Origin of the sequence: Pseudomonas sp. NPDC086581 (assembly GCF_044746165.1) — a bacterium.
In the GTDB taxonomy this organism is placed as follows: domain Bacteria; phylum Pseudomonadota; class Gammaproteobacteria; order Pseudomonadales; family Pseudomonadaceae; genus Pseudomonas.
Genome location: NZ_JBIVBR010000011.1, coordinates 43,200 through 69,351, shown reverse-complemented (window position 1 = coordinate 69,351; position 26,152 = coordinate 43,200). Strand labels below are relative to the sequence as shown.

Below are 26,152 nucleotides of genomic sequence, written 5' to 3'. Positions count from 1 at the left end.
TGAGTCTTACCTCTTAACTTTTAACCTTCACCGTTCGCAGCTTTCTGGCGCTTGGCCAGGCGACCGCGAAAATCAAACAGACTGTCGACTACGGCGACAAGACAGATCACATTGCCCAGTACGAATACCAGCAGGTACAGCGGTGCCAGCCAGAAGCCCGGAAGCTTCTTCAGCGCGGCCAGGCCGTGCCCCAGTGCGATCCCGGCAAACAGCAGCGGGATCATGCACAACGGCGCCAGCATGGTGGCCGCGGGTCCTGCGAAGGGCAGTGCCACAACGCCGACCAGCAGCGCCAAAGCCGTGCCCGGCGACAGGCGCAGTGCGCGGAACTCGCGGCCAAACCCTTCCGGGTTGAACAGTACTGCTTGCCAATAACGCGCCAGCATCAGGCACAACAGGCTGATCGTCTGCAGCGAGGCTGCCATCAGGCCGGTGATGGTCGGAACCATCTCCGCCTGCAGGGCGGCCATCTGTTCCGGCGAAAGCTTCGCTTCGGCCAGAACCTGCGGCAGGGCCTTGCCGAATGCATCGGCCAGACCTGCGACCAACCCGGCCGACACCGTGCTGAGCAGCAGCACGAACACCGCACCGAGCACAACGCTCGCCAGCATCACCTGGTTCCAGGACACCTTGCTGCGCAGAACCTGCGCCAGCACGGCACTACCCACCAGAACCAGACTCACGCTGGGGTCACCCAGGTACCACCAGGCCAGTGCCGGAAGCAACGCCCAGGCCAGGATGCCAAAGGCATCACGCGGACCACGGCGCAACAGCACCAGACTGCCTGCTGCGGCACCGAGCCAGAACAAAGGCTGCAGTACCGCGGCTGCGACGACCACCAGGGTCGCCTGCATGCGGCCTCGCATGACAAATTCAGCCAATGCGCGCATGCGATCTATCCATCAATTCCAGTCGACTGCCCGATCAACGGCCGTGGCTGTCGGTGTAGGGAAGCAGGGCCAGGTAGCGGGCGCGCTTGATTGCGGTCGCCAGCTGACGCTGGTACTTGGCCTTGGTGCCGGTGATACGGCTCGGAACGATCTTGCCGGTTTCGGAAACGTAGGCCTTCAGGGTGTTGAGATCCTTGTAATCGATCTCTTTCACGCCTTCAGCGGTGAAACGGCAGAACTTACGACGACGGAAGAAACGTGCCATGTGTGTGGCTCCTCAATACTGGTCCGGGATTACTCGTCAGCGCTGTCGCGGCTATCATCGCCGTCAGCGGACTCGCCCTCGTTCGATTCGGGACGCTCACGGCGCTCGCGGCGCTCGTTGCGGCTCTCTTCGGCCTTCAGCATTTCGGACTGGCCGGTAACGGCTTCGTCGCGACGGATGACCATGTTACGGATCACGGCGTCGTTGTAACGGAAGTTGTCTTCCATTTCTGCCAGGGCCTTGGCGGTGCACTCGACGTTCATCAGAACGTAGTGAGCCTTGTGCACGTTGTTGATGGCGTAAGCCAGCTGACGACGGCCCCAGTCTTCCAGACGGTGGACTTTGCCGCCGTCTTCTTCGATGGCCTTGGTGTAACGCTCGACCATGCCACCGACTTGTTCGCTCTGGTCCGGGTGAACCAGGAACACGATTTCGTAATGACGCATAAATGCTCCTTACGGATTGCAGCCTGCCGACAAAGCGGTCAGACAAGGAGTGAATGATTTTTTCCTTGCCACTCGGAAGCACGCGCGAACGCCTGCCCGGACGACAAGGGCCGACATTCTAGAGAAGCGCGCCGGGGGGCGCAAGGAAAACTGGTGAAAGTTTGAACAGCGCGAGGCGGAACGACCCGCCTCGCGAAGGGACGTCAGGCGCCGACCTTGAGCTGGCGCTGGCGGACGATCTCGAACAGGCACACACCGGTGGCCACCGAGACGTTCAGGCTGCTGACGCTGCCCTGCATCGGCAGCTTGGCCAGGTAGTCGCAGTGATCGCGGGTCAAGCGGCGCATGCCCTTACCCTCGGCGCCCATCACCAGCACGGTCGGCCCGGTGAGGTCGAGCTCATAGAGCATCTGGGTCGCCTCGCCGGCGGTGCCGACGATCCACAGGCCGCGCTGCTGGAGTTTCTCCAGGGTGCGTGCGAGGTTGGTCACCGCCACCAGCGGGATGACTTCGGCAGCGCCGCAGGCAACCTTACGTACGGTGGCGTTGAGGGTGGCGGACTTATCCTTCGGCACGATGACCGCCAGCGCGCCCGCCGCGTCGGCGGTGCGCAGGCAGGCGCCGAGGTTGTGCGGGTCGGTCACACCGTCCAGCACCAGCAGCAGCGCCGGACCGGGGGAGCGCTCCAGCAGCTCCTCCAGCATGTTCTCGCCCCACACCTGGCTCGGACTGACCTCGGCGACCACGCCCTGGTGCACGCCCTCGGCCCACTCATCCAGTTCCTTGCGGTCGCGCGTGCCCACCGGCACGCGCGCCTGACCGGCCAGCTCGACCAGCGCCTGGATGCGTGGATCCTGACGGCCTTCGGCCAGCCACAGCTGCTTGACCCGCTTAGGGTGATGGCGCAGCAGCGCTTCTACGGCATGGACCCCGTAGACCTGTTCCCACTGACTCATTTCTTCGCCTTACGCTTGCTGGCCGGCGCACCGCCAGTAGCACCTGCCTTGGGCGCAGCAGAGCCCTTGCGGTGCTTGGACGGTTTGGCGGACCGGGCTTTCTGTTTCGAAGGATTGCGCGGCTTGCCCGCCGCGGGAGCGCCCTTGCCTTTACCGGCTGCCGGCTTGTTCCCGCCGACCTTGGCCTCTTCGAGCAGCGCCTTCTTCACTTCGCGGCTCTTGCGCACATCGGTATTGCCGAGCATTTCGTCGGCCTTGGCGAGCATTTCAGGGGCTACCGACGGCAGCGCCTGGACCACGCCGACCTTGCGCTTGCGCGGCTGCACGGCAACGTCCGGAGCGAGATACGGATCGTCCGCAACCAAACGAGGAGCCCGGGCAGGCTTATCTTTCGCCGCTACCGCCTTGGGCGCCCTGCCCTTGGCAGCCTTGCCCTTGGCGACCGGCTCAGCCTTCTCGCCACGCTTCTTGCGACCAATGGGCGCGCTGAGCACGTTGTCGGAGAGCTCGAAGTCGATCTTGCGTTCGTCCAGGTCGACGCGTGCCACCACGACTTCCACGGTGTCGCCGAGACGGAAGCTGCGGCCGGTGCGCTCGCCGCTCAGGCGATGATGCACGGCATCGAAGTGGTAATAGTCGCCAGGCAGCGCGGTGACGTGCACCAGGCCCTCCACATAGATGTCAGTCAGCTCGACGAAAATGCCAAAGCCGGTCACCGCGGTGATCACGCCGGGGAAGGTCTCGCCCACGCGCTCGCGCATGAACTCGCACTTCAGCCAGTTGGTGACGTCGCGGGTCGCCTCGTCGGCGCGGCGCTCGGTCATCGAACACTGCTCGCCCAGCTGAGCCAGACGGGCCTCATCGTACGGATAGATGCGCGCTTTCGGCATGCTGGCGGCGCCGACGCGCTGCACGTGCTCGGAGGCTGCCTTGGAGCGGATCAGGCTACGGATGGCGCGGTGGGTCAGCAGGTCCGGGTAGCGGCGGATCGGCGATGTGAAGTGGGTATAGGCCTCGTAGTTCAGGCCAAAGTGGCCAGCATTCTCGGGGCTGTACACCGCCTGGCTCAGGGAGCGCAGCATCACGGTCTGGATCAGTTGCAGGTCCGGGCGGCCCTGGATCGACTCCAGAAGCTTCTGGTAGTCCGCCGGGGTCGGATCGCCCTTGCCGCGATAGAGCGTCAGGCCCAGCTCACCGAGGAACTGGCGCAGGTTGTTCAGTTTCTCCTGCGGCGGGCCATCGTGGACGCGGTACAGCGCCGGAATGGCGTGCTTCTCGAGGAACTTGGCGGTGGCGACGTTGGCCGCCAGCATGCATTCCTCGATCAGCTTGTGTGCGTCGTTGCGCTGGGTCGGGCGGATCTCCGAGATCTTGCGGTCCGCGCCGAAGACGATGCGGGTTTCCTGGGTCTCGAAATCGATCGCTCCACGCACGTGTCGCGCGCCGACGAGGACCTTGTACAGGTCATAAAGGGTATTGAGGTGCGGTACCACCGCCGGCAGCTGTTCCTTCAGGCGCTGGCCTTCCGGACTGTCCGGGGTTTCGAGGTATTGGCTGACCTTGGTGTAGGTCAGGCGCGCATGGGAATGGATGACCGCCTCGTAGAACTGGTAGTCGGTCATCTTGCCGGCCTTGGAGAGATTCATCTCGCAGACCATGGCCAGGCGATCGACCAACGGATTCAGGGAGCACAGGCCGTTGGAGAGAATCTCCGGCAGCATCGGGATCACGCGCTCGGGGAAGTACACCGAGTTGCCGCGCTTGGCCGCCTCTTCATCCAGGGCAGAACCGACCTTCACATAATGAGAGACGTCGGCGATGGCGACGAACAGCTTCCAGCCGCCACCTTTGCGCTTCTCGGCATAAACCGCGTCGTCGAAGTCGCGGGCGTCCTCGCCGTCGATGGTGACGAACGGCAGGGCGCGGAGGTCGACGCGTTTTTCCTTGTCCTTCTCCAGCACTTCGGGCTTGAGCTTGGCGGCTTCCTTCTCCACGGCCTCGGGCCAGGTGTGGGGAATGTCGTAGCTGCGCAGCGCGACTTCGATTTCCATGCCCGGCGCCATGTAGTCGCCGAGCACTTCCACCACTTCGCCCTGGGCCTGACGATGCACGCTCGGCCAGACGTCGATGCGCACCTGGACGAACTGGTTGTGCTTGGCCTTGCCGGCCTTGCCCGGCGGGATCAGGATTTCCTGCTGGATCTTCGGGTTGTCGGCGACGACCGTGCCGATGCCGCTCTCGTCGAAGTAGCGACCCACGATGGTCTCGTGGGCGCGCTCGACCACTTCGACTATCGCGCCTTCGCGGCGACCACGGCGGTCGAAGCCGGAGACGCGCGCGAGGGCGCGGTCGCCGTCGAACACCAGGCGCATCTGCGTCGGGCTGAGGAAGAGGTCGTCGCTGCCGTCATCAGGGATCAAGAAGCCGAAGCCGTCGCGGTGGCCGGCGATGCGGCCGAGGATCAGGTCGAGCTTGTCCACCGGCGCATAGGCGCCACGGCGGGTATAGATAAGCTGGCCGTCGCGCTCCATGGCGCGCAGTCGGCGACGCAGTGCTTCTTCCTGCTCTTCGCCGGAGAGGCCGAGCTCTTCCAGCAACTGGGGCCGCGTCGCGGGTGCGCCGCGCTCGGCGAGGTGCGCCAGGATGAGTTCACGGCTGGGGATGGGGTTGTCGTATTTTTCCGCCTCGCGGGCGGCCTCGGGATCGAGGTTTTGCCAATCGGCCATTAAAGTGCGGTCACCTTATATATAGGGGTATGGTTCGCCATCTGCTTATTGAAGCGCGAAATCCGCCCGTCGGTCAGCTTCGGGCAAGAATAAATTTTTTATCGCATCAGGGGTTTACAAGCGAAAACGCTCTCCGTATAGTTCGCGCCCACAGCGTCAGACAGATGTTGTAACACGGAAACGATGAGTAATCATCGACTCCAGTGCCCAGGTGGCGGAATTGGTAGACGCACTAGGTTCAGGTCCTAGCGGTGGCAACACCGTGGAAGTTCGAGTCTTCTCCTGGGCACCACTTATTCAAGGATAAAGTCAGTTCCTGACAGGCTTTATCAGGCGGGTTCGGAACCCTGATAACCGAACAATAGACCGTCAGATGCACCCAAGGGTTGCATCACCGCAAGACGATGAGCGATCATCGCACCCCATGCTGAAAAGCATGCCCAGGTGGCGGAATTGGTAGACGCACTAGGTTCAGGTCCTAGCGGTGGCAACACCGTGGAAGTTCGAGTCTTCTCCTGGGCACCATCTTCAAACAAAAAAGCCGAGCATAGCTCGGCTTTTTTGTTTTCGGCTTTCCGTCTTTTACCTCGCCAGGCGCGAACGCCCGGCGAGGTCTACCAACCTCAAGCCTTGAACTGCCCCAGACTGGCGCGCAGCTGACCGGCCAATCCATCGAGCACTCGCCCACTGCTGGCGGTCGCACTCACCGCTTCCGCCGCGCGACTCGCCTCGGCATGGATCACCTCGACTCGCCCACGCACCGCCGCAGCGCCTGCGGCCTGCTGTTGCGCCGAATGAGTCGCCGCCTCGATGGCGCCGTGCACTTCCTCCACCGCGCTCTGCACTTCGCGCTGCAGCCGCTCACTATCCTGCAAAGCTGCCAAACCCTGCACCGCCTGCTCGCGAGCGTGCCCGATTGCGGACACCGCCTCTCGCGCACCTTCCTGCAGCGCACCAATGTGTGACTGGATATCGCCAGTGGATTGTTGGGTCTTGCTGGCCAGCGCGCGCACCTCGTCCGCCACCACGGCGAACCCGCGCCCGCTCTCACCCGCACGCGCCGCCTCAATGGCCGCGTTCAGCGCGAGCAGGTTGGTCTGCTCGGCAATCCCATGGATCACCGAGAGCACCACTTCGATCTGTTCGCTCTGCCGCGCCAGACGCTCAATCACGCCGGCGCCGTTCTGTACGCGGGACTCCAGGGTTTCGATCAGCCCGCCAACCTTGCGCGCAATAGCCGCATTGGCCTGCGCCGCCTTGCGAATCTCTCCAACCCGCGCCAGCGCCGCCTGCATGGAGCGGCTTTCCATCTCGGCTTCCGCCGCCATCCCGGAGAGCGCCTCCAGGCTGCCGGCCACTTCGTTACGCTGCCGATCCGCTGCCGCTTCGGCACTCGCGCTGCGACTGGCCAGCGCGGCAATTTCGCTGCCGGTCTGCTGCGCAACCTGCCCCGCCTCACGCACGATGGGCTGGAGCTTATCGACGAAGCGGTTAACCGCGGTCGCCATTTCACCCAGCTCATCACGGCTATCCAGGCGCACGCGCCGGGTCAGGTCACCCTCCCCGGCCGCCAGGTCATTCAGCGCATCGATCAGCAGGCGCAGGCGATTCACCACACGCCGACCGAGCACGACAGCCAGGCAGAGCAATACACCAAGCCCCACCAGCAGCAGCCCCATGCCGATGCGCCAGCGCAACGTTCCCGCCGCCTCTTCGATGGACGCCTTCGTGCCCTGACTCATGCCCACCGCTGCCTGCTTCGCGGATTGCAGGCGCGCCGTCAGCGCCTTGGAGCTGTCGGCCGCCGCACCGGAAAGGCTATCCCCCACCAACTGGTCACCACTGGCGACCAGCGCCGAGAAACGCTGATCCAGCGAGGCGATCTGCTTCTCGATGGCATCGGTGGAAACGCCCAGGCGCACCGTGCCGATCACCACGCCATTAGGACTGATCGGCGCCTCGACGAGGAACACCGAACCGTCATGACTTGCCGCCTCCAGCACCTTGTCCAGGGCGCGCTCGCCCTTGCCCTTCTCCAGCAGCGCCTGGACCCGCGGATCCTCGCGATTGAGGTAGCGGGTCAGGTGCTGCCCCTGTGGATCGTCGTAGACCACGAAGAGCACGTTCGGATTGGCCTGGGCGCGCCGGGCGTAGTCGGAGAGCAGCGGGACGTCGTTGTCCCACATGGCCTTGGGCGCAACAGCCGCCAGCAACTGCGCCAATTCGGTGGCGGACTGGCGCAGGCTCTGCTCCAGCCCCTCGCGCAACTGGCCCTGCTCTTCCTCCAGGCGCGCCGAGAGCGCTGAGCCCAGGCGCTCACGGGTGCGCGCTGACAGGTCATTCAGGCCGGAAGTGACTTCCTTGCCGGCCTGCTCCAGTTCGCCGGCGAGGCGTTGCGATTCGTTACCCAGGTGCGCGCCGAGGTCGCTGACCAGACCATCGACGGTGTTACGGGTAAGCCAGAGGGCAATCGCCAGCTGCACCAGCAGTGCGACTCCAAGGGCGATGAAAGCGGGGCGCAGTAAGCGACTGCGCAATAAAGACAGGACGGCGGACACGGCGGGCTTCCTCCGGATGTAACGGATGTCTGGCGCGAAAAGCACCAATCCGTTTCTCCAGCAAAGCGCGTGCCGCTAAGCAAAAACCAACCCCCAGAAACGACAACGAGCCGCATGAGCGGCCCGTTGCAGTGTGCAGCGGTGTATCAGCCGAACGGATGGCGCAGGACGATGGTCTCGGCACGGTCCGGGCCGGTGGAGATGATGTCGATGGGCGCACCGACCAGCTCCTCGATGCGCTTGATGTAAGCACGCGCATTGGCCGGCAGGCCTTCCAGGCTCTGTACGCCGACGGTGGATTCACTCCAGCCCGGCAGGTCTTCGTAGATCGGCTGCAGACCAATGTAGCTGTCGGCGTCGGTCGGCGCGTCGGTCAGTAGTTCGCCGGCGGCGTTCTTATAGCCAGTGCAGATACGCACGGTTTCCAGGCCGTCGAGGACGTCCAGCTTGGTCAGGCACAGGCCCGACAGGCTGTTGATCTCGATGGCGCGACGCAGGATGACGGCGTCGAACCAGCCACAACGACGGGCACGCCCGGTGGTGGCGCCGAACTCGTGACCGACCTTGGCCAGGCGCGCGCCGACCTCATCGAACAGCTCGGTCGGGAACGGACCGGAACCGACGCGGGTGGTGTAGGCCTTGGTGATACCCAGGATGTAGTCCAGGTACAGCGGACCGAAGCCCGAACCGGTAGCGGTGCCGCCAGCGGTGGTGTTGGAGCTGGTGACGAACGGGTAGGTGCCGTGATCGATGTCCAGCAGCGAGCCCTGGGCGCCTTCGAACATGATGTTCTCGTCGGCGCGACGCAGGTCGTGCAGGGCCGAGGTCACGTCGGTCATCAGCGGGCGCAGCTCTTCGGCGTAGGCCATGCACTCATCCAGGGTCTTCTGGAAGTCGACGGCCGGCTCCTTGTAATAGTGCTGCAGGACGAAGTTGTGGTAGTCCAGAACCTCTCCGAGCTTGGCGGCGAAGCGCTCGCGGTGGAACAGGTCGCCCACGCGCAGGCCGCGACGGGCCACTTTGTCTTCGTAAGCCGGGCCGATGCCGCGACCGGTGGTGCCGATCTTCGCGTCGCCACGGGCCTTCTCGCGAGCCTGGTCGAGGGCTACGTGGAAGGACAGGATCAGCGGGCAGGACGGGCTGATGCGCAGGCGCTCGCGCACCGGTACGCCCTTCTCTTCCAGCTTGGCGATTTCGCGCATCAGCGCGTCGGGCGCCAGTACAACGCCGTTGCCGATCAGGCACTGCACGCCTTCGCGCAGGATGCCCGACGGGATCAGGTGCAGTACGGTCTTCTCGCCAGCGACCACCAGGGTATGACCAGCGTTGTGGCCGCCCTGGTAACGCACCACGGCAGCAGCCTGGTCGGTCAGCAGGTCGACGATCTTGCCTTTGCCCTCATCACCCCACTGGGTGCCCAGGACTACGACATTCTTACCCATAACTCTTGTCCCCATCGTGGATGTTCGGTGCCGGCCGCGGCCGGCAGAAACTCGAAGTGGCGCGCCTCAGAGCGCAGCCACCTGCCAATTGCCATCGCGAGCCAGCAATTGCTGGTCGCAGCCCGCTTCGGAAGCCGAAGCCGCATCCTGCCCGGGCAGCGCCTGTACCACACGCACGCCCTGACGGCGCAACTGCTGCACCGCCTGCCACAAGCCAGCCCCATCGGCCGGCGCCCAGACTCCGGTGCGCGGCTCGTCGAGCTGGGCGCGGCCAAGAGTGACCAGGGTCTTGAGGTCGGTGGAGAAACCGGTGGCCGGACGCGCACGGCCAAAATCGGCGCCGATGTCGTCGTAACGGCCGCCCTGAGCGATGGACTCGCCAACCCCAGGCACGAACGCGGCAAACACCACGCCCGTGTGATAGTGATAGCCACGCAGCTCGCCAAGGTCGAAGTACAGCGGCAGCTGCGGGAAGCGCGCCGCCAGCGAGTCGGCGATGGCAGTCAGGTCGGCCAGCGCCGCCTGGACGTTGGCCGGAGCACCAGCGAGCACTTCGCGCGCCTGCTCCAGCACCTCACGACTGCCGCACAGCTCGGCGAGCGCACGGAGCATGCCGGCGAGCTCGCTCGGCAGGCCTTCGGTCAGCGCTGCGACTTCGTCCACGGCTTTGCGCTGCAAGGCGTCGAACAGCAACTGCTCGACTTCGCCGGACAGCCCGGCAGCCTGGGCCAAGCCACGGTAGATGCCGACATGACCGAGGTCCATGTGCACATCCGGCACCTGGGCCATCTCGAGCATGTCGAGCAGCAGACTGATGACTTCGACGTCACCGGCCGAGCCGGTGTTGCCGTAAAGCTCGGCACCCAGCTGGATCGGGCTGCGCGAAGTGGCCAGCGCACGCGGGCGGGCATGCAGCACGCTGCCGGCGTAGCACAGGCGGTTCGGACCTTCGCGACGCAGGCTGTGGGCGTCCATGCGCGCCACTTGCGGCGTGATGTCCGCACGGAAACCCATCAGACGGCCGGACGCAGGGTCGGTGACCTTGAAGGTACGCAGGTCCAGATCCTGGCCGGCACCGGTCAGCAAGGATTCCAGGTATTCGATATGCGGAGTGACGACGAACTCGTAACCCCAGCGCTGGAACAGGTCCAGCACCTGACGGCGGGCTGCTTCAACGCGAGCCGCCTCCGGTGGCAGCACTTCTTCGATTCCATCTGGCAGCAGCCAGCGGTCTACCGTTGCCATGTCGCCTCTCTCCTTTTTTAGGCCGGGCGGCACTTCAATGAATGCAGTAAAGAAGGACGGTGCCGAGCAGCATGCTGCCCAGCCCGATGAGTCTCAGACCGCGGTCGCCAATGCGCCCGAGTCCGCTCACGGCGTCGCGCCAACCACGCGGATACAGGAATGGAAGGATGCCTTCCAGCACCAGCAACAGACAGAACGCCTTGCCGAATTCCTGCCACATGGCTCTCGTACATCATTCTCGCGGACGCAAAAAAGCCGGGATTTCCCGGCTGACCCATGATAACACGATTTCTCCGACGGGCGCTGCCGCCCGCCGGAGACTTTGACTTACGGTTTAGCTTTTTCCAGATAGCGGAAGAACTCGTTGCTCGGATCGAGCACCAGCACATCCTTCTTGTCGGCAAAGCTCTCGCGGTAAGCCTTGAGGCTGCGGGTGAAGGCGTAGAACTCCGGATCGGCGGTGTAGGCCTTGGCGTAGATCGCCGCTGCCTTCGCATCGCCGTCACCGCGGGTCTCTTCCGACTCGCGATAGGCCTCGGCCAGCAGTACACGACGCTGACGGTCGGCATCCGCGCGGATACCTTCGGCCAGTTCGCGCCCCTTGGCGCGGTGCTCGCGAGCTTCCCGCTCACGCTCGGTGCTCATGCGCTCGAACACGCTGCGGTTCACTTCCTTGGGCAGGTCGATAGCCTTGACGCGAACGTCGACCACTTCGATACCCAGCTCCTTCTGCGCCATGCGGTTCAGCGAAGCGGTGATATCCCCCATCAGCGCATCACGCTCACCCGACACCACTTCGTGCAGGGTGCGCTTGCCGAACTGGTCACGCAGGCCGGCTTCCAGACGACGGGACAGACGCTCGTCGGCGATCTGCTTCATGCCGGAAGTCGCAGTGTAGAAGCGCTCGGCATCGGAGACGCGCCACTTGGCGTAGGCGTCGACCATCACCGCCTTCTTCTCCAGCGTCAGGAAGCGCTGGGTCGGCGAGTCCAGGGTCAGCAGGCGGCCGTCGAACTTGCGCACCGTGTTGACGTACGGAATCTTGAAGTGCAGGCCGGGCTTCACGTCCGGCTCGACCACGCGACCGAAGCGCAGCATGACAGCGCGCTCGGTCTGCTGCACCACGTAGACGCTGCTCCAGACGGCAACAGCAACCACTACACCCGCGATGAGGGCGATCAGGGACTTGTTACTCATCAGCGGCTCTCCCGGGTACGCGTATCACGCTGCTGCAGGTCGTTGGCGACCCGCGAACCGATATCCGGCGTGCTGCTGCTCGCGCTCGGCGCGGCGTTCGGAGCTGCCGAACCACGGCCATCCATCATCTTGTCCAGCGGCAGGTAGATCAGGTTGTTCTGACCTTGCTGACCAGTCACCAGCACCTTGCTGGTCTGACTCAGGACGTCCTGCATGGTGTCCAGGTACAGACGCTGACGGGTGACTTCCGGGGCCTTGTGATACTCGCTGGCCAGCTTGGCGAAACGATCCGCCTCACCTTGGGCGCGGGAGACCACTTCATCGCGGTAGCCGTTGGCTTCCTCGATGATGCGCTGGGCTTGTCCTCGGGCTTCGGGCACCACGCCGTTGGCGTAGGCTTCGGCCTGATTCTTCTCGCGCTGCTCGTCCTCGCGGGCACGGATCACGTCGTCGAACGCTTCCTGTACTTCACGCGGCGCGGCGGCGCTCTGTATGTTCACCTGGGTCACCGTGATACCGGTCTTGTAGGTATCGAGGAAACGCTGCAGGCGATCACGCACCTCAGTGGCCATCTGTTCGCGGCCCTCGGTGAGGATCTTGTCCATGGTGGTGGAGCCGGCCACGTGGCGCAGGGCGCTTTCGGTGGCGTGCTGCAGGCTCACTTCCGGCTGGTCGACGTTGAGCACGAAGTCCTTCAGGTTGCTGACCTTGTATTGCACGGTCAGCGGAACCTCGACGATGTTCTCGTCCTCGGTGAGCATCTGACCCTGCTTGCTGTAGGCACGCTCGCGGGTGACGTTCTCCTGGAACTTCTTGTCGATCGGCGGGAAGTAGATATTCAGGCCGGGGCCCACGGTCTCGTGGTACTGGCCGAAGCGCAGGATCACCGCCTGCTCCTGCTCATCCACTACGTAGATGGCGTTGTACAGCCACAGCACGGCGAGGATCGCCAGGCCGATACCGAACAGGCCGAGGCTGCCGCCCCGACCGCTGCCGCCACCGCCCGAACCACTGCCGCGCTTGGGTTTGCCGAAAATTCCATTCAGGCTGTCTTGCAGCTTGCGGAACGCTTCATCCAGATCAGGAGGACCCTGGCGACCACCACCACGGCGTCCACCCCAGGGGTCCTGGTCGTTCTTGTTCGAGTTGTCACCCGGCTCATTCCAAGCCATAGCGCTCTCCATCTGATAACGCGAAAACGCGCCTACGGCGCGCCCACCTATGCTACCGAATGCCCATTACGCTGCCAAAAACAGTGTGCCGGGCTTTATTGCAAAGTGTGTTGCGCAATGAACTCTGCCGGCTGCCAGCCTTCGCGGCTCACCATGCGGTTCAACTCGACACGCGGCAGGCGGACCTGCAAAACGGCGCATCCCTGTTCGTCGTGATTCTCCGACTGTACCGCACCCAGCTCGAAGAACTGAGCCCGGAGTCGTCCCAGCCGCTGTGGCAGGCAGAGCGTTCCAACGAACATGTCCTCCCCCAGCAACTCGGAGATCGCCTGCTCCAGCAACTCCAGCCCGCGCGATTCCCGCGCCGACAGCCAGACGCGGACCGGCTTGCCCAGCTCGTCGCGCTGGATCATCGGTTGCAAGTCCGGCAGCAGGTCGATCTTGTTGTACACCTCGAGCATCGGCAACTCGTTCGCGCCGATTTCCTTGAGCACCGCCAGCACCTGTTCGATCTGCGCATCGCGATCCGGCTCGTGGGAGTCGATCACATGCAGCAGCAGATCGGAGTTGCTGGATTCTTCCAAGGTAGCCCGAAACGCCTCCACCAACTTGTGCGGCAGGTGGCGAATGAAGCCTACGGTGTCGGCCAGTACGATCGGACCGACGTCATCCAGCTCCAGGCGGCGCAGGGTCGGATCGAGGGTGGCGAACAACTGGTCGGCCGCATAGACCTCGGAAGTGGTCAGCGCATTGAACAGCGTGGACTTGCCGGCGTTGGTGTAGCCCACCAGGGACACCGCCGGAATCTCCGCACGGCGACGGCCGCGACGAGCCTGCTCGCGCTGGCTGCGGACCTTCTCCAGGCGTGACTTGATCTGGCGGATGCGCCCACGCAGCAGGCGGCGGTCGGTTTCCAGCTGGGTTTCACCCGGGCCGCGCAGGCCGATACCGCCTTTCTGGCGTTCAAGGTGAGTCCAGCCGCGCACCAGGCGCGTGCTCATGTGCTCCAACTGGGCGAGCTCCACCTGCAGCTTGCCTTCGTGGGTACGGGCGCGCTGGGCGAAGATGTCGAGGATCAGACCCGTACGATCGAGCACGCGGCATTCGAGCGCTCGCTCGAGGTTGCGCTCCTGGCTCGGCGTGAGGGTGTGATTGAAGATGATCAGCTCGACCTTCTCGGCGTGGACGAGGTCGTGCAACTCTTCGACCTTGCCGCTGCCGATCAGGTACTTGGCTGAGGGCTGATGACGCGAAATGCTGACGAAAGCAACCGCTTCCGCGCCTGCCGAACGGGCCAGCTCCTGGAATTCCTGCGGGTCTTCGCGCGCCTCGGGGTCCTGACCTTCCAGATGGACCAGAATGGCCCGTTCCCCACCACCCGGGCGCTCAAAGAACAAGGCGGACTCCCGTCAAACGTTGCCCGGCTCGGCCGGTTGATCACCGGTGGGCAGGCGCACGGGGCGGCTGGGAACCACGGTGGAAATGGCGTGCTTGTAGACCATCTGGCTGACAGTGTTCTTCAGCAGGATGACGAACTGGTCGAAGGATTCGATCTGACCCTGCAGCTTGATGCCGTTGACGAGGTAGATGGAAACCGGAACGCGTTCTTTGCGCAGGGTATTGAGGTAAGGGTCTTGTAGCGAATGCCCTTTTGACATATGCCGCACTCCTTGTAAGGGTAAAAAACTGATTTAGTAGTAGTCGAATTTGGCTTAACGCCGTCCTGAACCCCAAGGATAGACGGCCGGAATTAAGGTCTCGAGCCTATATGGAGACCGCCTCAAAGTATTTCAAGGCACGCGGCAAATTGTCGCTTGCCTGACTGTCCAACCAGTGTAGATCGCTCCAGCTACGGAGCCAGGTGAACTGGCGCTTGGCCAATTGCCGCGTAGCGATGACGCCGCGCTCCACCATCTCAGCGTAGGACAGTTTGCCCTCGAGGTAATCCCATACCTGTCGGTAGCCCACCGCTCTTATGGACGGTAGCCCTACGTGCAAGTCACTCCTTGCGCGAAGGCATTCGACCTCGGCGATGAAGCCCTGTTCCAGCATCTGGTCAAAACGTTGCGCGATACGCTCGTGCAACACCTGGCGCTGCAGAGGCGCGATCGCCAGATGAGCCACAGTATACGGTAATTGTCCACCGCCTTGCGCGCCGAGACCCGCATTTTCACTCGCCTGGCGAAGGCGGTGTGCAGTCATGGACATACCGCTCACGCGGTACACCTCGAGGGCCCGGACAAGTCGCTGAGGGTCATTGGGGTGGATGCGCGCGGCCGACTCCGGATCGACGCGCGCCAACTCTTCATGCAGGGCGCTCCAGCCCTCGGCAGCGGCCCAGGCTTCCAGTTCGGCGCGCACGGCGGCGTCGGCGGCGGGCATATCGGCCAACCCCTCCAGCAACGCCTTGAAATACAACATGGTGCCGCCGACCAGCAGCGGGATCTTCCCCGCCGCGGTGATCTCGGCCATGGCCGCCAGGGCGTCGGCGCGGAATTCCGCCGCCGAATAGGCCTCGCTGGGGTCACGGATATCGATCAGGCGATGCGGGAATTCCTCAAGCACCTCGCGGGGCGGCTTAGCGGTACCGATATCCATGCCGCGGTAGATCAGCGCCGAATCCACGCTGACCAGCTCCACCGGCAGCAAGCGCGCAAGCTCCAGCGCCAGGTCGGTCTTGCCGGCGGCGGTGGGGCCCATGAGGAATATCGCGGGAGGCAGGGACATCGGGAGCTCGTTACTGCGGACTGCTGAATCGATTGGCGTGCAGTTTACTGCACTTTCCTGAACGCAAGCTTACGAAAATCAACGGCCCCGCAAGAACAGCTTGTCCAATTCGTCGAGCCCCAACTGAGTCCAGGTCGGCCGGCCGTGGTTGCACTGGCCACTGCGCTCGGTCACTTCCATGTCGCGCAGCAGGCCGTTCATCTCCGGCAGGGTCAGCCGGCGGTTGGCGCGCACGGCGCCGTGGCAGGCCATGGTGCCGAGCAATTCATTGAGATGCGCCTGGATGCGGTCGCTGGTGCCGTATTCCAGCAGATCGGCGAGGACGTCGCGCACCAACTGGGTAGCTTCGGCCTGCTTGAGCAGCGCGGGAATCTGACGGATCGCCAGGGTTTCCGGGCCGAGCCGCTGCAGTTCGAAGCCGAGCCGGGAGAACCAAGCCCCATGCTCTTCCGCGCAATCTGCCTCGCGCTCGCTGACGGCGATGGACTCCGGCACCAGCAACGGCTGGCCCCGCAGGCCTTCGCTGGCCATGGCAGTCTTCAGGCGCTCGTACATGATCCGCTCGTGGGCGGCGTGCATGTCCACCAGAACCAGGCCGTGGGCGTTCTCCGAAAGGATGTAGATGCCCTTGAGCTGCGCCAGGGCATAACCCAGCGGCGGCACGTCCTGGCTGCTTTCCGGCAGCGCCTGCGGCGCCTGGTCGGACAGCGGCGCGAAATAAGCCTTGTAGGCGCCCTGGGCTTCCTGAATGGGCGGAATTTCCGGACGAGTTGGCTGGTAGCTGTAGCCACCACCACCACTGGAACCGCCGGAGGCTGGGCTCGGCTGCCAAGCACGCGCGGCAGCCGGGGCCTCCAGCACGGTCTCGGACAGACGCATTTCGCCCTGCGGGCCGAATTCGCCGGCTTCCGCGCCGGTCGGGCGCGGCACGGTCAGGGTGGTCGCCCCCGGCGGTGCCAGCTGGTCGTCCGGACGCACTTCCGCCAGCGCCCGATGCAGGGTGCCGTAGAGGAAGTCATGGACCATGCGGCTGTCGCGGAAGCGCACTTCATGCTTGGTCGGGTGGACGTTGACGTCCACCACCGATGGGTCGACCTCGAAGAACAGCACGAAGGTCGGATGGCGGCCGTTGTACAGCACATCGCGATAAGCCTGGCGCACGGCGTGGGCAACCAGCTTGTCCCGCACCATGCGGCCGTTCACATAGAAGTACTGCAGGTCCGGCTGGCTGCGGGAGAAGGTCGGCAGGCCGACCCAACCCCACAGGTGCAGGCCGTTGTGCTCCACTTCGATGGGCAACGCCTGCTCGAGGAAGCCGGTACTGCAAACGGCACCCACGCGGCGGGCGCGGGCGGCTTCGTCCTTGGCTTCGTGCAACGAAAGGATGGTCTTGCCGTTGTGGCGCAGATGGAAGGCCACGTCGAAGCGCGCCAGTGCCAGGCGCTTGATGACTTCCTGCAAGTGATCGAATTCGGTCTTCTCGGCGCGCAGGAACTTGCGCCGCGCCGGGGTATTGAAGAACAGGTCGCGCACTTCGATGCTGGTGCCTACCGGGTGAGCCGCAGGCTTCACGGTGGATTCCATGTCGCGGCCCTCGACTTCCACCTGCCAGGCCTGCTCGGCGTCGGCGGTGCGCGAAGTGAGGGTCAGGCGCGAGACGGAGCTGATCGAGGCGAGCGCTTCGCCCCGGAAGCCCAGGCTCATCACCCGTTCAAGGTCTTCCAGCTCGCGAATCTTGCTGGTGGCGTGGCGCGCCAGGGCCAGCGGCAGGTCGTCTGCAGGAATGCCGCTGCCATCGTCGCGCACGCGCAACAGCTTGACGCCGCCTTGCTCGACTTCGATGTCGATGCGCTTGGCACCGGCGTCGAGACAGTTTTCCAGCAGTTCCTTGATGACCGACGCGGGTCGTTCGACTACTTCGCCGGCAGCGATCTGGTTCGCCAGCCGCGGAGTTAGCAGCTGGATACGGCGTACGTCACTCATTGCTGCGACGCCAGAGAGGTGCCCGGAATCTTCAGCACCTGACCTATCTTCAGCTCGTCACTCTTGAGCGAGTTGGCGCTGCGGATCGAAGCGGTGCTGACATCAAAGCGGCTGGCAACCATTGCCAGGCTGTCGCCACTGCGCACGACATATTCGCGTGGGCCGGAAGCCAGCTGGCCGCCGTCACGCAGCGAGGCGATGTAGGTACCCGGTGGCGGGGTCTGCACGAAGTACTGACGCACGCCAGCGGCGATCGAGCGCGCCAGCGCCTGCTGGTGCGAGCCGCTGGCCAGCTTGGCGGACTCGTTCGGGTTGGAGATGAAACCGGTTTCCACCAGGATCGACGGAATATCCGGGGACTTCAGCACCATGAAACCGGCCTGTTCCACCCGGCGCTTGTGCAGTGGGGTGACGCGGCCGACGCTGGTCAGCACCTTGTGGCCAACATCCAGGCTGGAGGACATGGTGGCAGTCATCGACAGGTCGAGCAGCACGCCGGCGAGCATCTTGTCCTTGTCGTCGAGATTCACGCCGCCGTCGCCGCCGATGAGGTCGGAACGGTTTTCCGTGTCGGCCAGCCAGCGCGCGGTTTCGGAGGTTGCGCCACGGTCGGACAGGGCGAACACCGAGGCCCCGAAGGCGCTGCGGCTAGGCGCGGCATCGGCGTGGATGGAGACGAACAGGTCCGCGCCCTTCTTGCGGGCGATCACGGTGCGGTTGCGCAGCGGGATGAAGTAGTCACCGGTCCGCGTCAGTTCGGCGCGGAAGCCTTTCATCTGGTTGATCTGCCGCTGCAGTTCGCGGGCGATCGACAGGGTGATGTTCTTCTCGTGCAGGCCGTTCGGGCCGAGGGCGCCGGGGTCTTCGCCGCCGTGGCCGGCGTCGATGGCAATCACCACGTCACGCTTGCCGCCGCTACTCGGCGCGGGGATCTTGGCGACCGATTGCGCAGGGCTGACGGGCGTGGCGGGCACACTGGCCGTTGGAGTCGCGGGGACGTCCGGAGCGATATCTGCACCCTGATCGTACAGGTCGACGACCAGGCGGTTGCCGTACTGCTGGTTTGGCGGCAGCACGAAGCTCTTGGGCGTGACCGCATTCTTCAGGTCGAGCACCAGGCGCAGGTCGGTGGGCGAGCGCTGGGCAGAGCGCATCGCGGTGATCGGCGTGTTGTTCAGCTTGAGCTTGTCGAGGGCAGCGGACATCTGCGCGCCATTGATGTCGACGACGATGCGGTTGGGCGCGCTCAGGGTGAACAGACTGTGCTGCACCGGGCCGGACAGATCGAACACCAGCCGTGTGTTGTCTGGCGCGCGCCAGATGCGCACGCTCTTGATTTGCGTGGCGGCAGAAACCTCGCCGGCAAAGAATGCCAGCAGAACGGACACCCCGATAAACAACGCCCGAAGGCGCAACCCCCAACCCATCTTTTTTCTATGCTCCCGTGGCCAGGGCGGCACACCAGGCTTCGCCCCGTGTTCCGTGCGGGTCGAGGCGCAGCATGCGTCCGCCCGCATGCGGAACAATGGTAATGTCCATGTCGGCCTTTGGCAAAATGCCTTTGCCGCGCTCCGCCCACTCGATCAGGCACAACGCATCGCCCTCGAAGTAGTCGCGGATGCCGAGGAACTCCAGTTCCTCCGGATCGGCGAGGCGGTAGAGGTCGAAGTGAAAGGCGCGCAGATCGCCGATTTCGTAGGGCTCGACCAGGGTAAAGGTCGGGCTTTTCACCGATCCCCCATGGCCCAACCCCCGCAGGATGCCGCGCGACAGCGTGGTCTTGCCCGCCCCCAGGTCGCCATGCAGGTAGATCACTCCGTGCCCAGCGGTCGCGTCGGCAATCCGGCGACCAAGTTCGACCATGGCCTCTTCGCCGTCGGCGAACAGATTCAGTTCAGGCATGGGGACAGCTCCTCGAGCAACTGACGAACGGCAGGAATCAGATCAGCGGCAGCCAAGCCGCGCCCTTGCGCTCCGAGCGACTCGCCGGCGCGCGCATGCAGCCAGACCGCCAGGCAGGCGCCATCGAATGCAGGCAGCCCCTGCGCCAGCAGCGCACCGAGGATGCCGGACAGCACATCACCCAGCCCGGCACCCGCCATGGCGGGATGCCCGTGATTGCACAGCGCCAGCCGGCCATCCGGGGAAGCAACGAGGCTGCCGACGCCCTTGAGCACGACCACCGCCTGATAACGCTGCGCCAGCGCGTACGCGGCTTTCGGCCGGTCGGCCTGGACTTCGGCAGTGGAAATACCCAGCAGACGCGCCGCCTCGGCCGGATGGGGCGTGATCACCCAGGAGCCGGATGGACGAGCCACCAGTCCCTCAGCCAGCAGGTTTAGCGCATCGGCGTCCCACACCTGCCGGCGCTCCAGGCTCGCGGCAGCGCTGACCAGCACGCGCCCCCAGGCTTCGCGGCCGACACCGGGGCCGACCACCAGTACATCGGCACGCTCGGCGAGGCGCAGCAACTCGGCGGAAGAAGAGACACCGCGCGCCATCAGCTCAGGGCGGCGAGACAGTGCGGCGGGCACATGGGCGGCACGGGTAGCCAGGGACACCAGCCCGGCGCCGCAGCGCAGCGCACTCTCGGCGGCCAGCAGCACGGCGCCGCCCATGCCGGTGTCGCCACCGATCACCAGCGCATGGCCAAACAAGCCCTTGTGCGCAGCCTTCGGGCGCGCGGCCAGGCGCGCCAGCGATGCCGGAGCGAGACGGCGTGCCATGCCATCCACGGAAATCAGCGCAGGATCGGCATCGAGTCCGTCGAACACCAGCTCGCCGCATTGGTCGGGACCGCTGCCGGTGAACAGGCCGAGCTTGAGCCCGATGAAGGTCACGGTCAGGTCGGCGTTTACCGCACAGCCCAGCACTTGCCCCGTGTCGGCGCTGAGGCCGGAAGGAATGTCCACGGCCAGCACCGGCAGGCCGCTGGCGCTGATCACAGCGATGGCCGAGACGTAAGGCTCGCGCACCTCGCCACCCAGGCCGGTGCCCAGCAGCGCGTCCACCACCACTCCGCGTAGCTCGACGCGGTCGCTCCAGGCTTCGATATCCACGCCGACCGAACGCGCTTCGCCATGGGCCGAGGCGGCATCACCGGACAGCCGGGAGGCATCGCCCACCGCCAGCACGCGCACGCGCCAGCCGGCGCGCAGGGCCAGGGCAGCGATCAGGTAGCCATCGCCGGCGTTGTTGCCGTGACCGGCCAGCACGGTGATCTCGCCGGCATCCGGCCATTGCCGACGCAGGGCGCGCCAGGCGGCGTGGGCGGCGCGGCGCATCAGCTCGAAGCCGGGCGTACCGGCGGCGATCAGGCGTGCGTCGAGGTCGCGCACCTGCTGGGCGCTGTACAGATTCAGGGGCAGATCGTCGTGGGCAGTCATCGCTGTTCCGGGCGGCAGAATGTGTCGCCTTGGCGTACGGACGGGCCGACGCCGGCAAGGTCTGGCAGAATTATACGCACCCGGACTTCGCTTTCTCGCCTTCCATGCACGATTCGACACTCGACTATGCCGACCTCGCCCTCTCCATCAAGGACTGGGGGCGCGAACTCGGCTTCCAGCAGGTGGGCATCAGCGGGCTCGATCTGGAGGAGCACGGCGGGCACCTGCAGCGCTGGCTGGAGGCGGGCTATCACGGCGAGATGGACTACATGGGCGCCCACGGCAGCAAACGCTGGCGGCCGGACGAACTGGTGCCCGGCACCCTGCGGGTGGTCTCGCTGCGCACGGATTACCTGCCCGGCGACACGCGCATGGCGCAGGTGCTGGGCGACCCGGAGAAGGCCTACGTGTCGCGGTACGCCCTGGGCCGCGACTACCACAAACTGATCCGCAAACGCCTGCAGCAACTGGCCGAGCGCATCCAGCAGAAGGTCGGCCCATTCGGCTTCCGCGCCTTCGTCGACAGCGCGCCGGTGCTGGAGAAGGCCATCGCCGAGCAATCGGGGCTGGGCTGGATCGGCAAGAACACCCTGGTGCTCAACCGCAAGGCCGGCAGCTACTTCTTCCTCGGCGAGCTGTTCACCGACCTGCCGCTGCCCGTGGACGAGCCCCACGGCACGGAGCACTGCGGGCGCTGCACGGCCTGCATGGACATTTGCCCCACTGCCGCCTTCGTTGCGCCCTATGTGCTGGATGCGCGGCGCTGCATTTCCTACCTGACCATCGAATTGAAGGGGGCGATCCCCGAAGACCTGCGCCCGCTGATCGGCAATCGCGTGTTCGGTTGCGACGACTGCCAGATGGTCTGCCCGTGGAACCGCTTCGCCCGCGCCACCGACCAGGGCGACTTCCAGCCGCGCCACAGCCTGGACAACGCCGCGCTGGCGGAACTGTTCCTGTGGACGGAAGAAGAATTTCTCAGCCGCACCGAGGGCTCGCCGTTGCGGCGGGCCGGTTACGAGCGCTGGCTGCGCAACCTGGCCGTGGGGCTGGGCAATGCGCCGTCGACCATCCCGGTGATCGAGGCGCTGCGCGCGCGGCGGGAGTTCCCGTCGGAACTGGTGCGCGAGCATGTGGAGTGGGCGCTGGCGCGCCATAACGCCGGAATCTGAAGCTTTTCGTAGGAGCGAGCAAGCTCGCTCCTGCAAGAGCAGAATCGCGCCACTTACACCTTGATGAAATGCTCGCGGTAGTAGCGCAGCTCGGCGATGGACTCGCGAATGTCGTCCAGGGCCAGGTGGGTGTTGCCCTTCTTGAAGCCGTCACGCACCGAAGGCGCCCAGCGCGCGGCCAGCTCCTTGAGGGTCGACACGTCCAGGTTGCGGTAGTGGAAGTAGCCTTCCAGCTTCGGCATGTGACGGTAGAGGAAGCGGCGGTCCTGGCAGATGCTGTTGCCGCAGATCGGCGAGCTGCGCTTGGGCACCCACTTTTCCAGGAAGGCAATGGTCATCGCCTCGGCCTCGGCGGCGGAGATGGTGCTTTCGCGCACGCGCTGGGTCAGGCCGGACTGGCCATGCTGACGGGTGTTCCACTCGTCCATGCCGGCGAGCAGCGCCTCGCTCTGGTGCACGGCGATCACCGGGCCTTCCTCGAGGATATTCAGGTCACTGTCGGTGACGATGGTCGCCATCTCGATGATGACGTCCTTGTCCGGGTCCAGCCCGGTCATTTCCAGGTCGATCCAGATCAGGTTCTGCGGGTTCTGCATGATGGGGCTCCTCAGCTCAGCCCTCTAGTTTAGCGGGAAGCACGCCGGCGCATGCTAAACTCCGCCGCGATTTTCCCTGTGGATACCCTATGGCCAAGCGTCACCTCACCCGCCGGCAGAGCTGGCGGATCGAAAAAGTCCAGGAAGAACGCGCCGCGCGCGCGGCGAAGCGCGAGTCGCGCGCCCTGGAAGAACTGGAAGGCGGCGACCTCGGACCGGAACAGACCGGCCAGGTGATCGCCCACTTCGGTGTGCAGGTGGAAGTCGAGGCCCAGGACGGCGACGCTGCCGGCCAGGTGTTCCGCTGCCACTTGCGCGCCAACCTGCCGCCGCTGGTGACGGGCGACCAGGTGGTCTGGCGCCCGGGCAATCAGGGCATTGGCGTGATCGTCGCGCAGCTGCCGCGCACCTCCGAGCTACGCCGCCCGGACATGCGCGGCGTGCTTAAGCCGGTCGCGGCCAACGTCGATCGCATCGTCATTGTCTTCGCGCCGCGCCCCGAGCCCCATGCCAACCTGATCGACCGCTACCTGGTCGCCGCCGAGCACGCGGGCATCAAGCCATTGCTGCTGCTGAACAAGGCTGACCTGATCGACGAGGAAAATGCACCCTTCCTCGACTCGCTGCTGGGCACCTACCGCGAGCTGGGCTACCCGCTGCTGGAGGTCTCGGCCGCCAACGGCCTGGCGCTGGACGCCCTGCGCGCTGCGCTGAACGAGCACGTCAGCGTATTCGTCGGGCAGTCCGGGGTGGGCAAGTCGTCGCTGGTAAATGCACTGCTACCGGGCGTCGACACCCGCGTCGGCGACCTTTCGGAAGTCACCGGCAAGGGCACTCACACCACCACCACCGCGCGGCTGTTCCACTTCCCCGCCGGCGGCGACCTGATCGACTCCCCCGGCATCCGCGAGTTCGGCCTCGGTCATGTCAGCCGTGACGACGTGGAAGCGGGCTTCATCGAGTTCCACGACCTGCTCGGCCACTGCCGCTTCCGCGACTGCAAGCATGACCGCGAACCGGGCTGCGCGCTGCTCAAGGCGCTGGAAGACGGGCGCATCTCGCCGCAGCGGATGGCCAGCTACCGGCACATCCTCGCGAGCCTGCCGGAAGACGAGTATTGATCGGCAGATAACGCCGCAGCGCCGACGCTGCCCCGACCTGTAGGAGCGAGGGGGACGCCATCGTTATTGCTCGCGAACGCATTTGTCCGGGCAGAGACGGCATCAAGCGGGTTCGCGAGCAAGCTCGCTCCTACGAAAGGCCCTCTCACCATCCCATTGCGCATAACCGTAGGGCGCATAACGCCCAAGCGTTATCCGCCATCGGCCTTTGCGACGAGATGGCGGATAAAGCGTTCCGCTTTATGCGTCCTACACGAAGAAGGCCAGCTTTTCAGCTGGCCTTTTTCATTCATCACTGCTGCTTGTTCAACTCGTCGAGCTTCAGCGTGCCGCCGTCGTCGAACAGGTTGAGCTTCTGCTTGAGCTGGTCCGGCGGTAGCGGATCGCCCTGCCCGGCCGCCGGCTCGGCCGGGGTACCGGCGGGAGCCGCCGCGCCCGGAGCGGCCGGAGCCGCGCCGTCGGCAGGCTTGCCAGCCCCGCCATCCTGACCTTCGATGGCGCGCTGAGCCTTCTTGGTCAGCACGATGATGTCGATGCGGCGGTTCACCGGGTTGAGCGGTTTGTCGCGGTCGAACAGCGCAGACGAGGCGTAACCCACCACCCGGGCGATCTGCTCTTCCGGGTAACCGCCGGCTTCCAGCGCACGGCGTGCGGCGTTGGCGCGGTTGGCCGAGAGCTCCCAGTTGCCGAAATCGCCATTGCCCGCGTAGGGCTTGGCGTCGGTGTGGCCGCTGATGCTGATCTTGTTCGGCACCTGCTTGATGGTCTCGGCCAGCGCCAGCAGGATGTCCTCGAAGTACGGCTGCAGGCGCGCGCTGCCCAGGTCGAACATCGGCCGGTTGTCCGAGTCGACGATCTGGATACGCAGGCCGTCCTGGGTGATCTCGAACAGAATCTGGTCCTTGAAGCGCTTCAGGGTCGGGTTCTCGTCGACCTTGTTCTGCAGCTCCTGCAACAGCAGCTCCAGGCGTTCCTTCTCGACCTGCTCGGCGACGTCCTGGGCCTGTTGCTCGGTGATCTTGGCGTTCTCGTCCGGGTTGATCCGCGTCTCGTCCGCGTCCGGCTGGGCCTGGATCTGCGGGTTCAGGGTCTTGTCCGGCGCCGGCGTCGGCGTGCCGCCCAGGTCGATGACGTAGGGGCTGGCGCTCTCGGTGAAACCGATGGGGTCCTGGAAGTAACCGGAGATGGCCTTCTTCTGCTCCGGCGTGGCCGAGGACAGCAGCCAGAGCACAAGGAAGAACGCCATCATGGCGGTGGCGAAGTCGGCGAAGGCGATCTTCCAGCCACCGCCATGGTGGCCGGCGGCATAGCGCTTGATGCGCTTGACGATGATCGGCTGGTTGTTATCCATGCGTCAGACGACCTATCAGCGACCGCGAACGGCCTGCTCCAGTTCGCTGAAGCTCGGGCGGTGCGCCGGCAGCAGCACCTTGCGGCCGAACTCCACGGCCAGCGACGGCGGCATGCCGGAGGCGGAAGCCACCAGGCAGGCCTTGATCGATTCGTAGAGGTTCAGCTCTTCCTTGGCGTCGTGCTCCAGGGCGTTTGCCAGCGGGCCGACGAAGCCGTAGGCGGCGAGAATACCGAGGAAGGTACCCACCAGCGCCGCGGCGACGTGGTGGCCGATCTCGGCCTGGCTGCCCTGGCCGAGCAGGGCCATGGTGATCACGATGCCCAATACCGCCGCGACGATACCGAAGCCCGGCAGGGCATCGGCGACGCGGGTCACCGCATGGGCCGGATGTTCAAGGTCTTCCTTGAGGCTGCCCAGCTCCATGTCGAACAAGCCTTCCAGCTCATGGGGCGCCATGTTGCCGGAGGACATGATGCGCAGGTAGTCGCAGACGTACGCGGTCATGCGTTCGTCCTTGAGCACCGCCGGGTACTTGCTGAAGATCGGGCTGGCTGCCGGGTCCTCGACGTCGGCCTCGATGGCCATCATGCCTTCGCGGCGGCTCTTGTTGAGCACTTCGTAGAGCATGCCCAGCACTTCCAGGTAGAAGGTGTGGGTGAAGCGGTTGCCGAACATCTTCGGCGCTTTCTTCAGCACGGTCATGAAGGTGCTGCCAGGGTTGGCCTGGAGGAAGGCACCCAGCGCGGCGCCGCCGATGATCAGCACCTCGAACGGCTGGATGATGGCCGCGATCTTGCCGCCGGAGAGCATGTAGCCACCGAGCACGCTGGCCATGAGAACGATGATGCCGATGATTTTTGCCATGGGGACCGGACTGAAACGGTGAACAGAAAGGGAGGCATGTTTCCCGCCTCCC

General features: G+C 64.9%; 23 protein-coding genes, 2 tRNA genes and 1 pseudogene. 4 read left to right on the top strand and 22 right to left on the bottom strand.

Going from position 1 to position 26,152, the window contains the following annotated elements; genetic code table 11:
• Positions 1 to 20: 20 nt before the first annotated feature.
• The 5 genes from ACIPK7_RS21705 to rnr all read right to left on the bottom strand — a co-directional run bounded on the left by ACIPK7_RS21705 (position 21) and on the right by rnr (position 5,283).
• Positions 21 to 890: a hypothetical protein gene (locus tag ACIPK7_RS21705; protein WP_401090085.1), complete on the bottom strand. Its 870-nt coding sequence runs from the start codon at positions 888 to 890 to the stop codon at positions 21 to 23.
• Positions 891 to 924: 34 nt separating this feature from the next.
• Positions 925 to 1,155, bottom strand: a complete 231-nt coding sequence (gene rpsR / locus ACIPK7_RS21700; protein ID WP_003095634.1) for a 30S ribosomal protein S18 — start codon at positions 1,153 to 1,155, stop codon at positions 925 to 927.
• A gap of 29 nt (positions 1,156 to 1,184) precedes the next feature.
• Entirely contained in the window at positions 1,185 to 1,601 is a 417-nt protein-coding gene (gene rpsF / locus ACIPK7_RS21695) for a 30S ribosomal protein S6 (protein ID WP_017518275.1), read from the bottom strand.
• Between the two features lie 203 nt (positions 1,602 to 1,804).
• Positions 1,805 to 2,557 carry a 23S rRNA (guanosine(2251)-2'-O)-methyltransferase RlmB gene (rlmB, locus tag ACIPK7_RS21690; RefSeq protein ID WP_192434107.1) on the bottom strand — a complete coding sequence of 251 codons (753 nt, stop codon included), beginning with the start codon at positions 2,555 to 2,557 and terminating at the stop codon, positions 1,805 to 1,807.
• Positions 2,554 to 5,283: a ribonuclease R gene (gene rnr / locus ACIPK7_RS21685; RefSeq protein WP_192434105.1), complete on the bottom strand. Its 2,730-nt coding sequence runs from the start codon at positions 5,281 to 5,283 to the stop codon at positions 2,554 to 2,556. Before rnr ends, rlmB begins: the two co-directional genes overlap by 4 nt.
• Positions 5,284 to 5,488: 205 nt before the next feature.
• Here rnr and ACIPK7_RS21680 point away from each other — a divergent pair.
• Both ACIPK7_RS21680 and ACIPK7_RS21675 read left to right on the top strand, forming a co-directional pair.
• Positions 5,489 to 5,575: transfer RNA gene (locus tag ACIPK7_RS21680), tRNA-Leu, on the top strand.
• 146 nt (positions 5,576 to 5,721) lie between these two features.
• A tRNA-Leu gene (locus tag ACIPK7_RS21675) sits at positions 5,722 to 5,808 on the top strand.
• A 98-nt stretch (positions 5,809 to 5,906) separates the two neighbouring features.
• Here ACIPK7_RS21675 and ACIPK7_RS21670 read toward each other — a convergent pair.
• From ACIPK7_RS21670 to ACIPK7_RS21605, 14 genes and pseudogenes are all read right to left on the bottom strand, one after another.
• Positions 5,907 to 6,791: a methyl-accepting chemotaxis protein gene (locus ACIPK7_RS21670; protein ID WP_401090342.1), complete on the bottom strand. Its 885-nt coding sequence runs from the start codon at positions 6,789 to 6,791 to the stop codon at positions 5,907 to 5,909.
• A pseudogene (locus tag ACIPK7_RS21665) lies at positions 6,765 to 7,766 on the bottom strand (HAMP domain-containing protein); the annotation flags it as partial. The gene ACIPK7_RS21670 and the pseudogene ACIPK7_RS21665, both read right to left, overlap by 27 nt.
• Before the next feature lie 221 nt (positions 7,767 to 7,987).
• Positions 7,988 to 9,283 carry an adenylosuccinate synthase gene (locus tag ACIPK7_RS21660; RefSeq protein ID WP_192434101.1) on the bottom strand — a complete coding sequence of 432 codons (1,296 nt, stop codon included), beginning with the start codon at positions 9,281 to 9,283 and terminating at the stop codon, positions 7,988 to 7,990.
• Positions 9,284 to 9,349: 66 nt separating this feature from the next.
• Positions 9,350 to 10,528, bottom strand: a complete 1,179-nt coding sequence (locus tag ACIPK7_RS21655; protein WP_192434099.1) for an ATP phosphoribosyltransferase regulatory subunit — start codon at positions 10,526 to 10,528, stop codon at positions 9,350 to 9,352.
• A 34-nt stretch (positions 10,529 to 10,562) separates the two neighbouring features.
• Entirely contained in the window at positions 10,563 to 10,748 is a 186-nt protein-coding gene (locus tag ACIPK7_RS21650) for a DUF2065 domain-containing protein (RefSeq protein ID WP_192434097.1), read from the bottom strand.
• 107 nt (positions 10,749 to 10,855) lie between these two features.
• Positions 10,856 to 11,725: a protease modulator HflC gene (gene hflC, locus ACIPK7_RS21645; protein WP_081515534.1), complete on the bottom strand. Its 870-nt coding sequence runs from the start codon at positions 11,723 to 11,725 to the stop codon at positions 10,856 to 10,858.
• On the bottom strand, positions 11,725 to 12,897 hold the full coding sequence (gene hflK / locus ACIPK7_RS21640) for an FtsH protease activity modulator HflK (RefSeq protein ID WP_192434095.1): 1,173 nt from the start codon (positions 12,895 to 12,897) through the stop codon (positions 11,725 to 11,727). The genes hflC and hflK overlap by 1 nt, the downstream gene beginning before the upstream one ends.
• Positions 12,898 to 12,992: 95 nt before the next feature.
• Positions 12,993 to 14,294, bottom strand: coding sequence for a ribosome rescue GTPase HflX (hflX, locus tag ACIPK7_RS21635; RefSeq protein WP_401090081.1), 1,302 nt, complete (start codon positions 14,292 to 14,294; stop codon positions 12,993 to 12,995).
• Positions 14,295 to 14,306: 12 nt separating this feature from the next.
• Positions 14,307 to 14,555: an RNA chaperone Hfq gene (hfq, locus tag ACIPK7_RS21630; RefSeq protein ID WP_017520393.1), complete on the bottom strand. Its 249-nt coding sequence runs from the start codon at positions 14,553 to 14,555 to the stop codon at positions 14,307 to 14,309.
• A 106-nt stretch (positions 14,556 to 14,661) separates the two neighbouring features.
• Complete coding sequence (gene miaA / locus ACIPK7_RS21625; protein ID WP_401090079.1) at positions 14,662 to 15,624, bottom strand: tRNA (adenosine(37)-N6)-dimethylallyltransferase MiaA; 963 nt, start codon at positions 15,622 to 15,624, stop codon at positions 14,662 to 14,664.
• Between the two features lie 78 nt (positions 15,625 to 15,702).
• On the bottom strand, positions 15,703 to 17,607 hold the full coding sequence (gene mutL / locus ACIPK7_RS21620) for a DNA mismatch repair endonuclease MutL (RefSeq protein WP_401090077.1): 1,905 nt from the start codon (positions 17,605 to 17,607) through the stop codon (positions 15,703 to 15,705).
• Positions 17,604 to 19,034 carry an N-acetylmuramoyl-L-alanine amidase AmiB gene (gene amiB / locus ACIPK7_RS21615; protein ID WP_401090075.1) on the bottom strand — a complete coding sequence of 477 codons (1,431 nt, stop codon included), beginning with the start codon at positions 19,032 to 19,034 and terminating at the stop codon, positions 17,604 to 17,606. The genes mutL and amiB overlap by 4 nt, the downstream gene beginning before the upstream one ends.
• 7 nt (positions 19,035 to 19,041) lie before the next feature.
• Positions 19,042 to 19,509, bottom strand: coding sequence for a tRNA (adenosine(37)-N6)-threonylcarbamoyltransferase complex ATPase subunit type 1 TsaE (tsaE, locus tag ACIPK7_RS21610; RefSeq protein WP_192434089.1), 468 nt, complete (start codon positions 19,507 to 19,509; stop codon positions 19,042 to 19,044).
• Complete coding sequence (locus tag ACIPK7_RS21605) at positions 19,497 to 20,993, bottom strand: NAD(P)H-hydrate dehydratase (RefSeq protein WP_401090073.1); 1,497 nt, start codon at positions 20,991 to 20,993, stop codon at positions 19,497 to 19,499. The genes tsaE and ACIPK7_RS21605 overlap by 13 nt, the downstream gene beginning before the upstream one ends.
• Positions 20,994 to 21,097: 104 nt before the next feature.
• Here ACIPK7_RS21605 and queG point away from each other — a divergent pair, with 104 nt between their 5' ends.
• Positions 21,098 to 22,165, top strand: coding sequence for a tRNA epoxyqueuosine(34) reductase QueG (gene queG / locus ACIPK7_RS21600; protein ID WP_401090340.1), 1,068 nt, complete (start codon positions 21,098 to 21,100; stop codon positions 22,163 to 22,165).
• Between the two features lie 53 nt (positions 22,166 to 22,218).
• On the opposite strand, the gene orn is transcribed toward queG, so the two are convergent.
• Positions 22,219 to 22,761: an oligoribonuclease gene (orn, locus tag ACIPK7_RS21595; protein WP_192434078.1), complete on the bottom strand. Its 543-nt coding sequence runs from the start codon at positions 22,759 to 22,761 to the stop codon at positions 22,219 to 22,221.
• Positions 22,762 to 22,850: 89 nt separating this feature from the next.
• Between orn and rsgA the strand changes: the two genes are divergently transcribed.
• A complete protein-coding gene (gene rsgA, locus ACIPK7_RS21590; RefSeq protein WP_184595179.1) occupies positions 22,851 to 23,882 on the top strand; it encodes a small ribosomal subunit biogenesis GTPase RsgA in 1,032 nt (343 codons plus the stop codon).
• Positions 23,883 to 24,174: 292 nt separating this feature from the next.
• Here rsgA and motB read toward each other — a convergent pair whose 3' ends face one another.
• On the bottom strand, positions 24,175 to 25,233 hold the full coding sequence (motB, locus tag ACIPK7_RS21585; protein ID WP_401090070.1) for a flagellar motor protein MotB: 1,059 nt from the start codon (positions 25,231 to 25,233) through the stop codon (positions 24,175 to 24,177).
• A gap of 15 nt (positions 25,234 to 25,248) precedes the next feature.
• Positions 25,249 to 26,100, bottom strand: coding sequence for a flagellar motor stator protein MotA (motA, locus tag ACIPK7_RS21580; protein WP_081515523.1), 852 nt, complete (start codon positions 26,098 to 26,100; stop codon positions 25,249 to 25,251).
• Between the last annotated feature and the right edge of the window lie 52 nt (positions 26,101 to 26,152).

What these genes read in the sequence shown, in the direction of transcription:
- ACIPK7_RS21705 (WP_401090085.1), bottom strand. Translation starts at nt 890, where the DNA reads ATGCGCGCATTGGCTGAATTTGTCATGCGAGGCCGCATGCAGGCGACC.
- rpsR (WP_003095634.1), bottom strand. Translation starts at nt 1,155, where the DNA reads ATGGCACGTTTCTTCCGTCGTCGTAAGTTCTGCCGTTTCACCGCTGAA.
- rpsF (WP_017518275.1), bottom strand. Translation starts at nt 1,601, where the DNA reads ATGCGTCATTACGAAATCGTGTTCCTGGTTCACCCGGACCAGAGCGAA.
- rlmB (WP_192434107.1), bottom strand. Translation starts at nt 2,557, where the DNA reads ATGAGTCAGTGGGAACAGGTCTACGGGGTCCATGCCGTAGAAGCGCTG.
- rnr (WP_192434105.1), bottom strand. Translation starts at nt 5,283, where the DNA reads ATGGCCGATTGGCAAAACCTCGATCCCGAGGCCGCCCGCGAGGCGGAA.
- ACIPK7_RS21670 (WP_401090342.1), bottom strand. Translation starts at nt 6,791, where the DNA reads ATGGCGACCGCGGTTAACCGCTTCGTCGATAAGCTCCAGCCCATCGTG.
- ACIPK7_RS21660 (WP_192434101.1), bottom strand. Translation starts at nt 9,283, where the DNA reads ATGGGTAAGAATGTCGTAGTCCTGGGCACCCAGTGGGGTGATGAGGGC.
- ACIPK7_RS21655 (WP_192434099.1), bottom strand. Translation starts at nt 10,528, where the DNA reads ATGGCAACGGTAGACCGCTGGCTGCTGCCAGATGGAATCGAAGAAGTG.
- ACIPK7_RS21650 (WP_192434097.1), bottom strand. Translation starts at nt 10,748, where the DNA reads ATGTGGCAGGAATTCGGCAAGGCGTTCTGTCTGTTGCTGGTGCTGGAA.
- hflC (WP_081515534.1), bottom strand. Translation starts at nt 11,725, where the DNA reads ATGAGTAACAAGTCCCTGATCGCCCTCATCGCGGGTGTAGTGGTTGCT.
- hflK (WP_192434095.1), bottom strand. Translation starts at nt 12,897, where the DNA reads ATGGCTTGGAATGAGCCGGGTGACAACTCGAACAAGAACGACCAGGAC.
- hfq (WP_017520393.1), bottom strand. Translation starts at nt 14,555, where the DNA reads ATGTCAAAAGGGCATTCGCTACAAGACCCTTACCTCAATACCCTGCGC.
- miaA (WP_401090079.1), bottom strand. Translation starts at nt 15,624, where the DNA reads ATGTCCCTGCCTCCCGCGATATTCCTCATGGGCCCCACCGCCGCCGGC.
- mutL (WP_401090077.1), bottom strand. Translation starts at nt 17,607, where the DNA reads ATGAGTGACGTACGCCGTATCCAGCTGCTAACTCCGCGGCTGGCGAAC.
- amiB (WP_401090075.1), bottom strand. Translation starts at nt 19,034, where the DNA reads ATGGGTTGGGGGTTGCGCCTTCGGGCGTTGTTTATCGGGGTGTCCGTT.
- tsaE (WP_192434089.1), bottom strand. Translation starts at nt 19,509, where the DNA reads ATGCCTGAACTGAATCTGTTCGCCGACGGCGAAGAGGCCATGGTCGAA.
- ACIPK7_RS21605 (WP_401090073.1), bottom strand. Translation starts at nt 20,993, where the DNA reads ATGACTGCCCACGACGATCTGCCCCTGAATCTGTACAGCGCCCAGCAG.
- queG (WP_401090340.1), top strand. Translation starts at nt 21,098, where the DNA reads ATGCACGATTCGACACTCGACTATGCCGACCTCGCCCTCTCCATCAAG.
- orn (WP_192434078.1), bottom strand. Translation starts at nt 22,761, where the DNA reads ATGCAGAACCCGCAGAACCTGATCTGGATCGACCTGGAAATGACCGGG.
- rsgA (WP_184595179.1), top strand. Translation starts at nt 22,851, where the DNA reads ATGGCCAAGCGTCACCTCACCCGCCGGCAGAGCTGGCGGATCGAAAAA.
- motB (WP_401090070.1), bottom strand. Translation starts at nt 25,233, where the DNA reads ATGGATAACAACCAGCCGATCATCGTCAAGCGCATCAAGCGCTATGCC.
- motA (WP_081515523.1), bottom strand. Translation starts at nt 26,100, where the DNA reads ATGGCAAAAATCATCGGCATCATCGTTCTCATGGCCAGCGTGCTCGGT.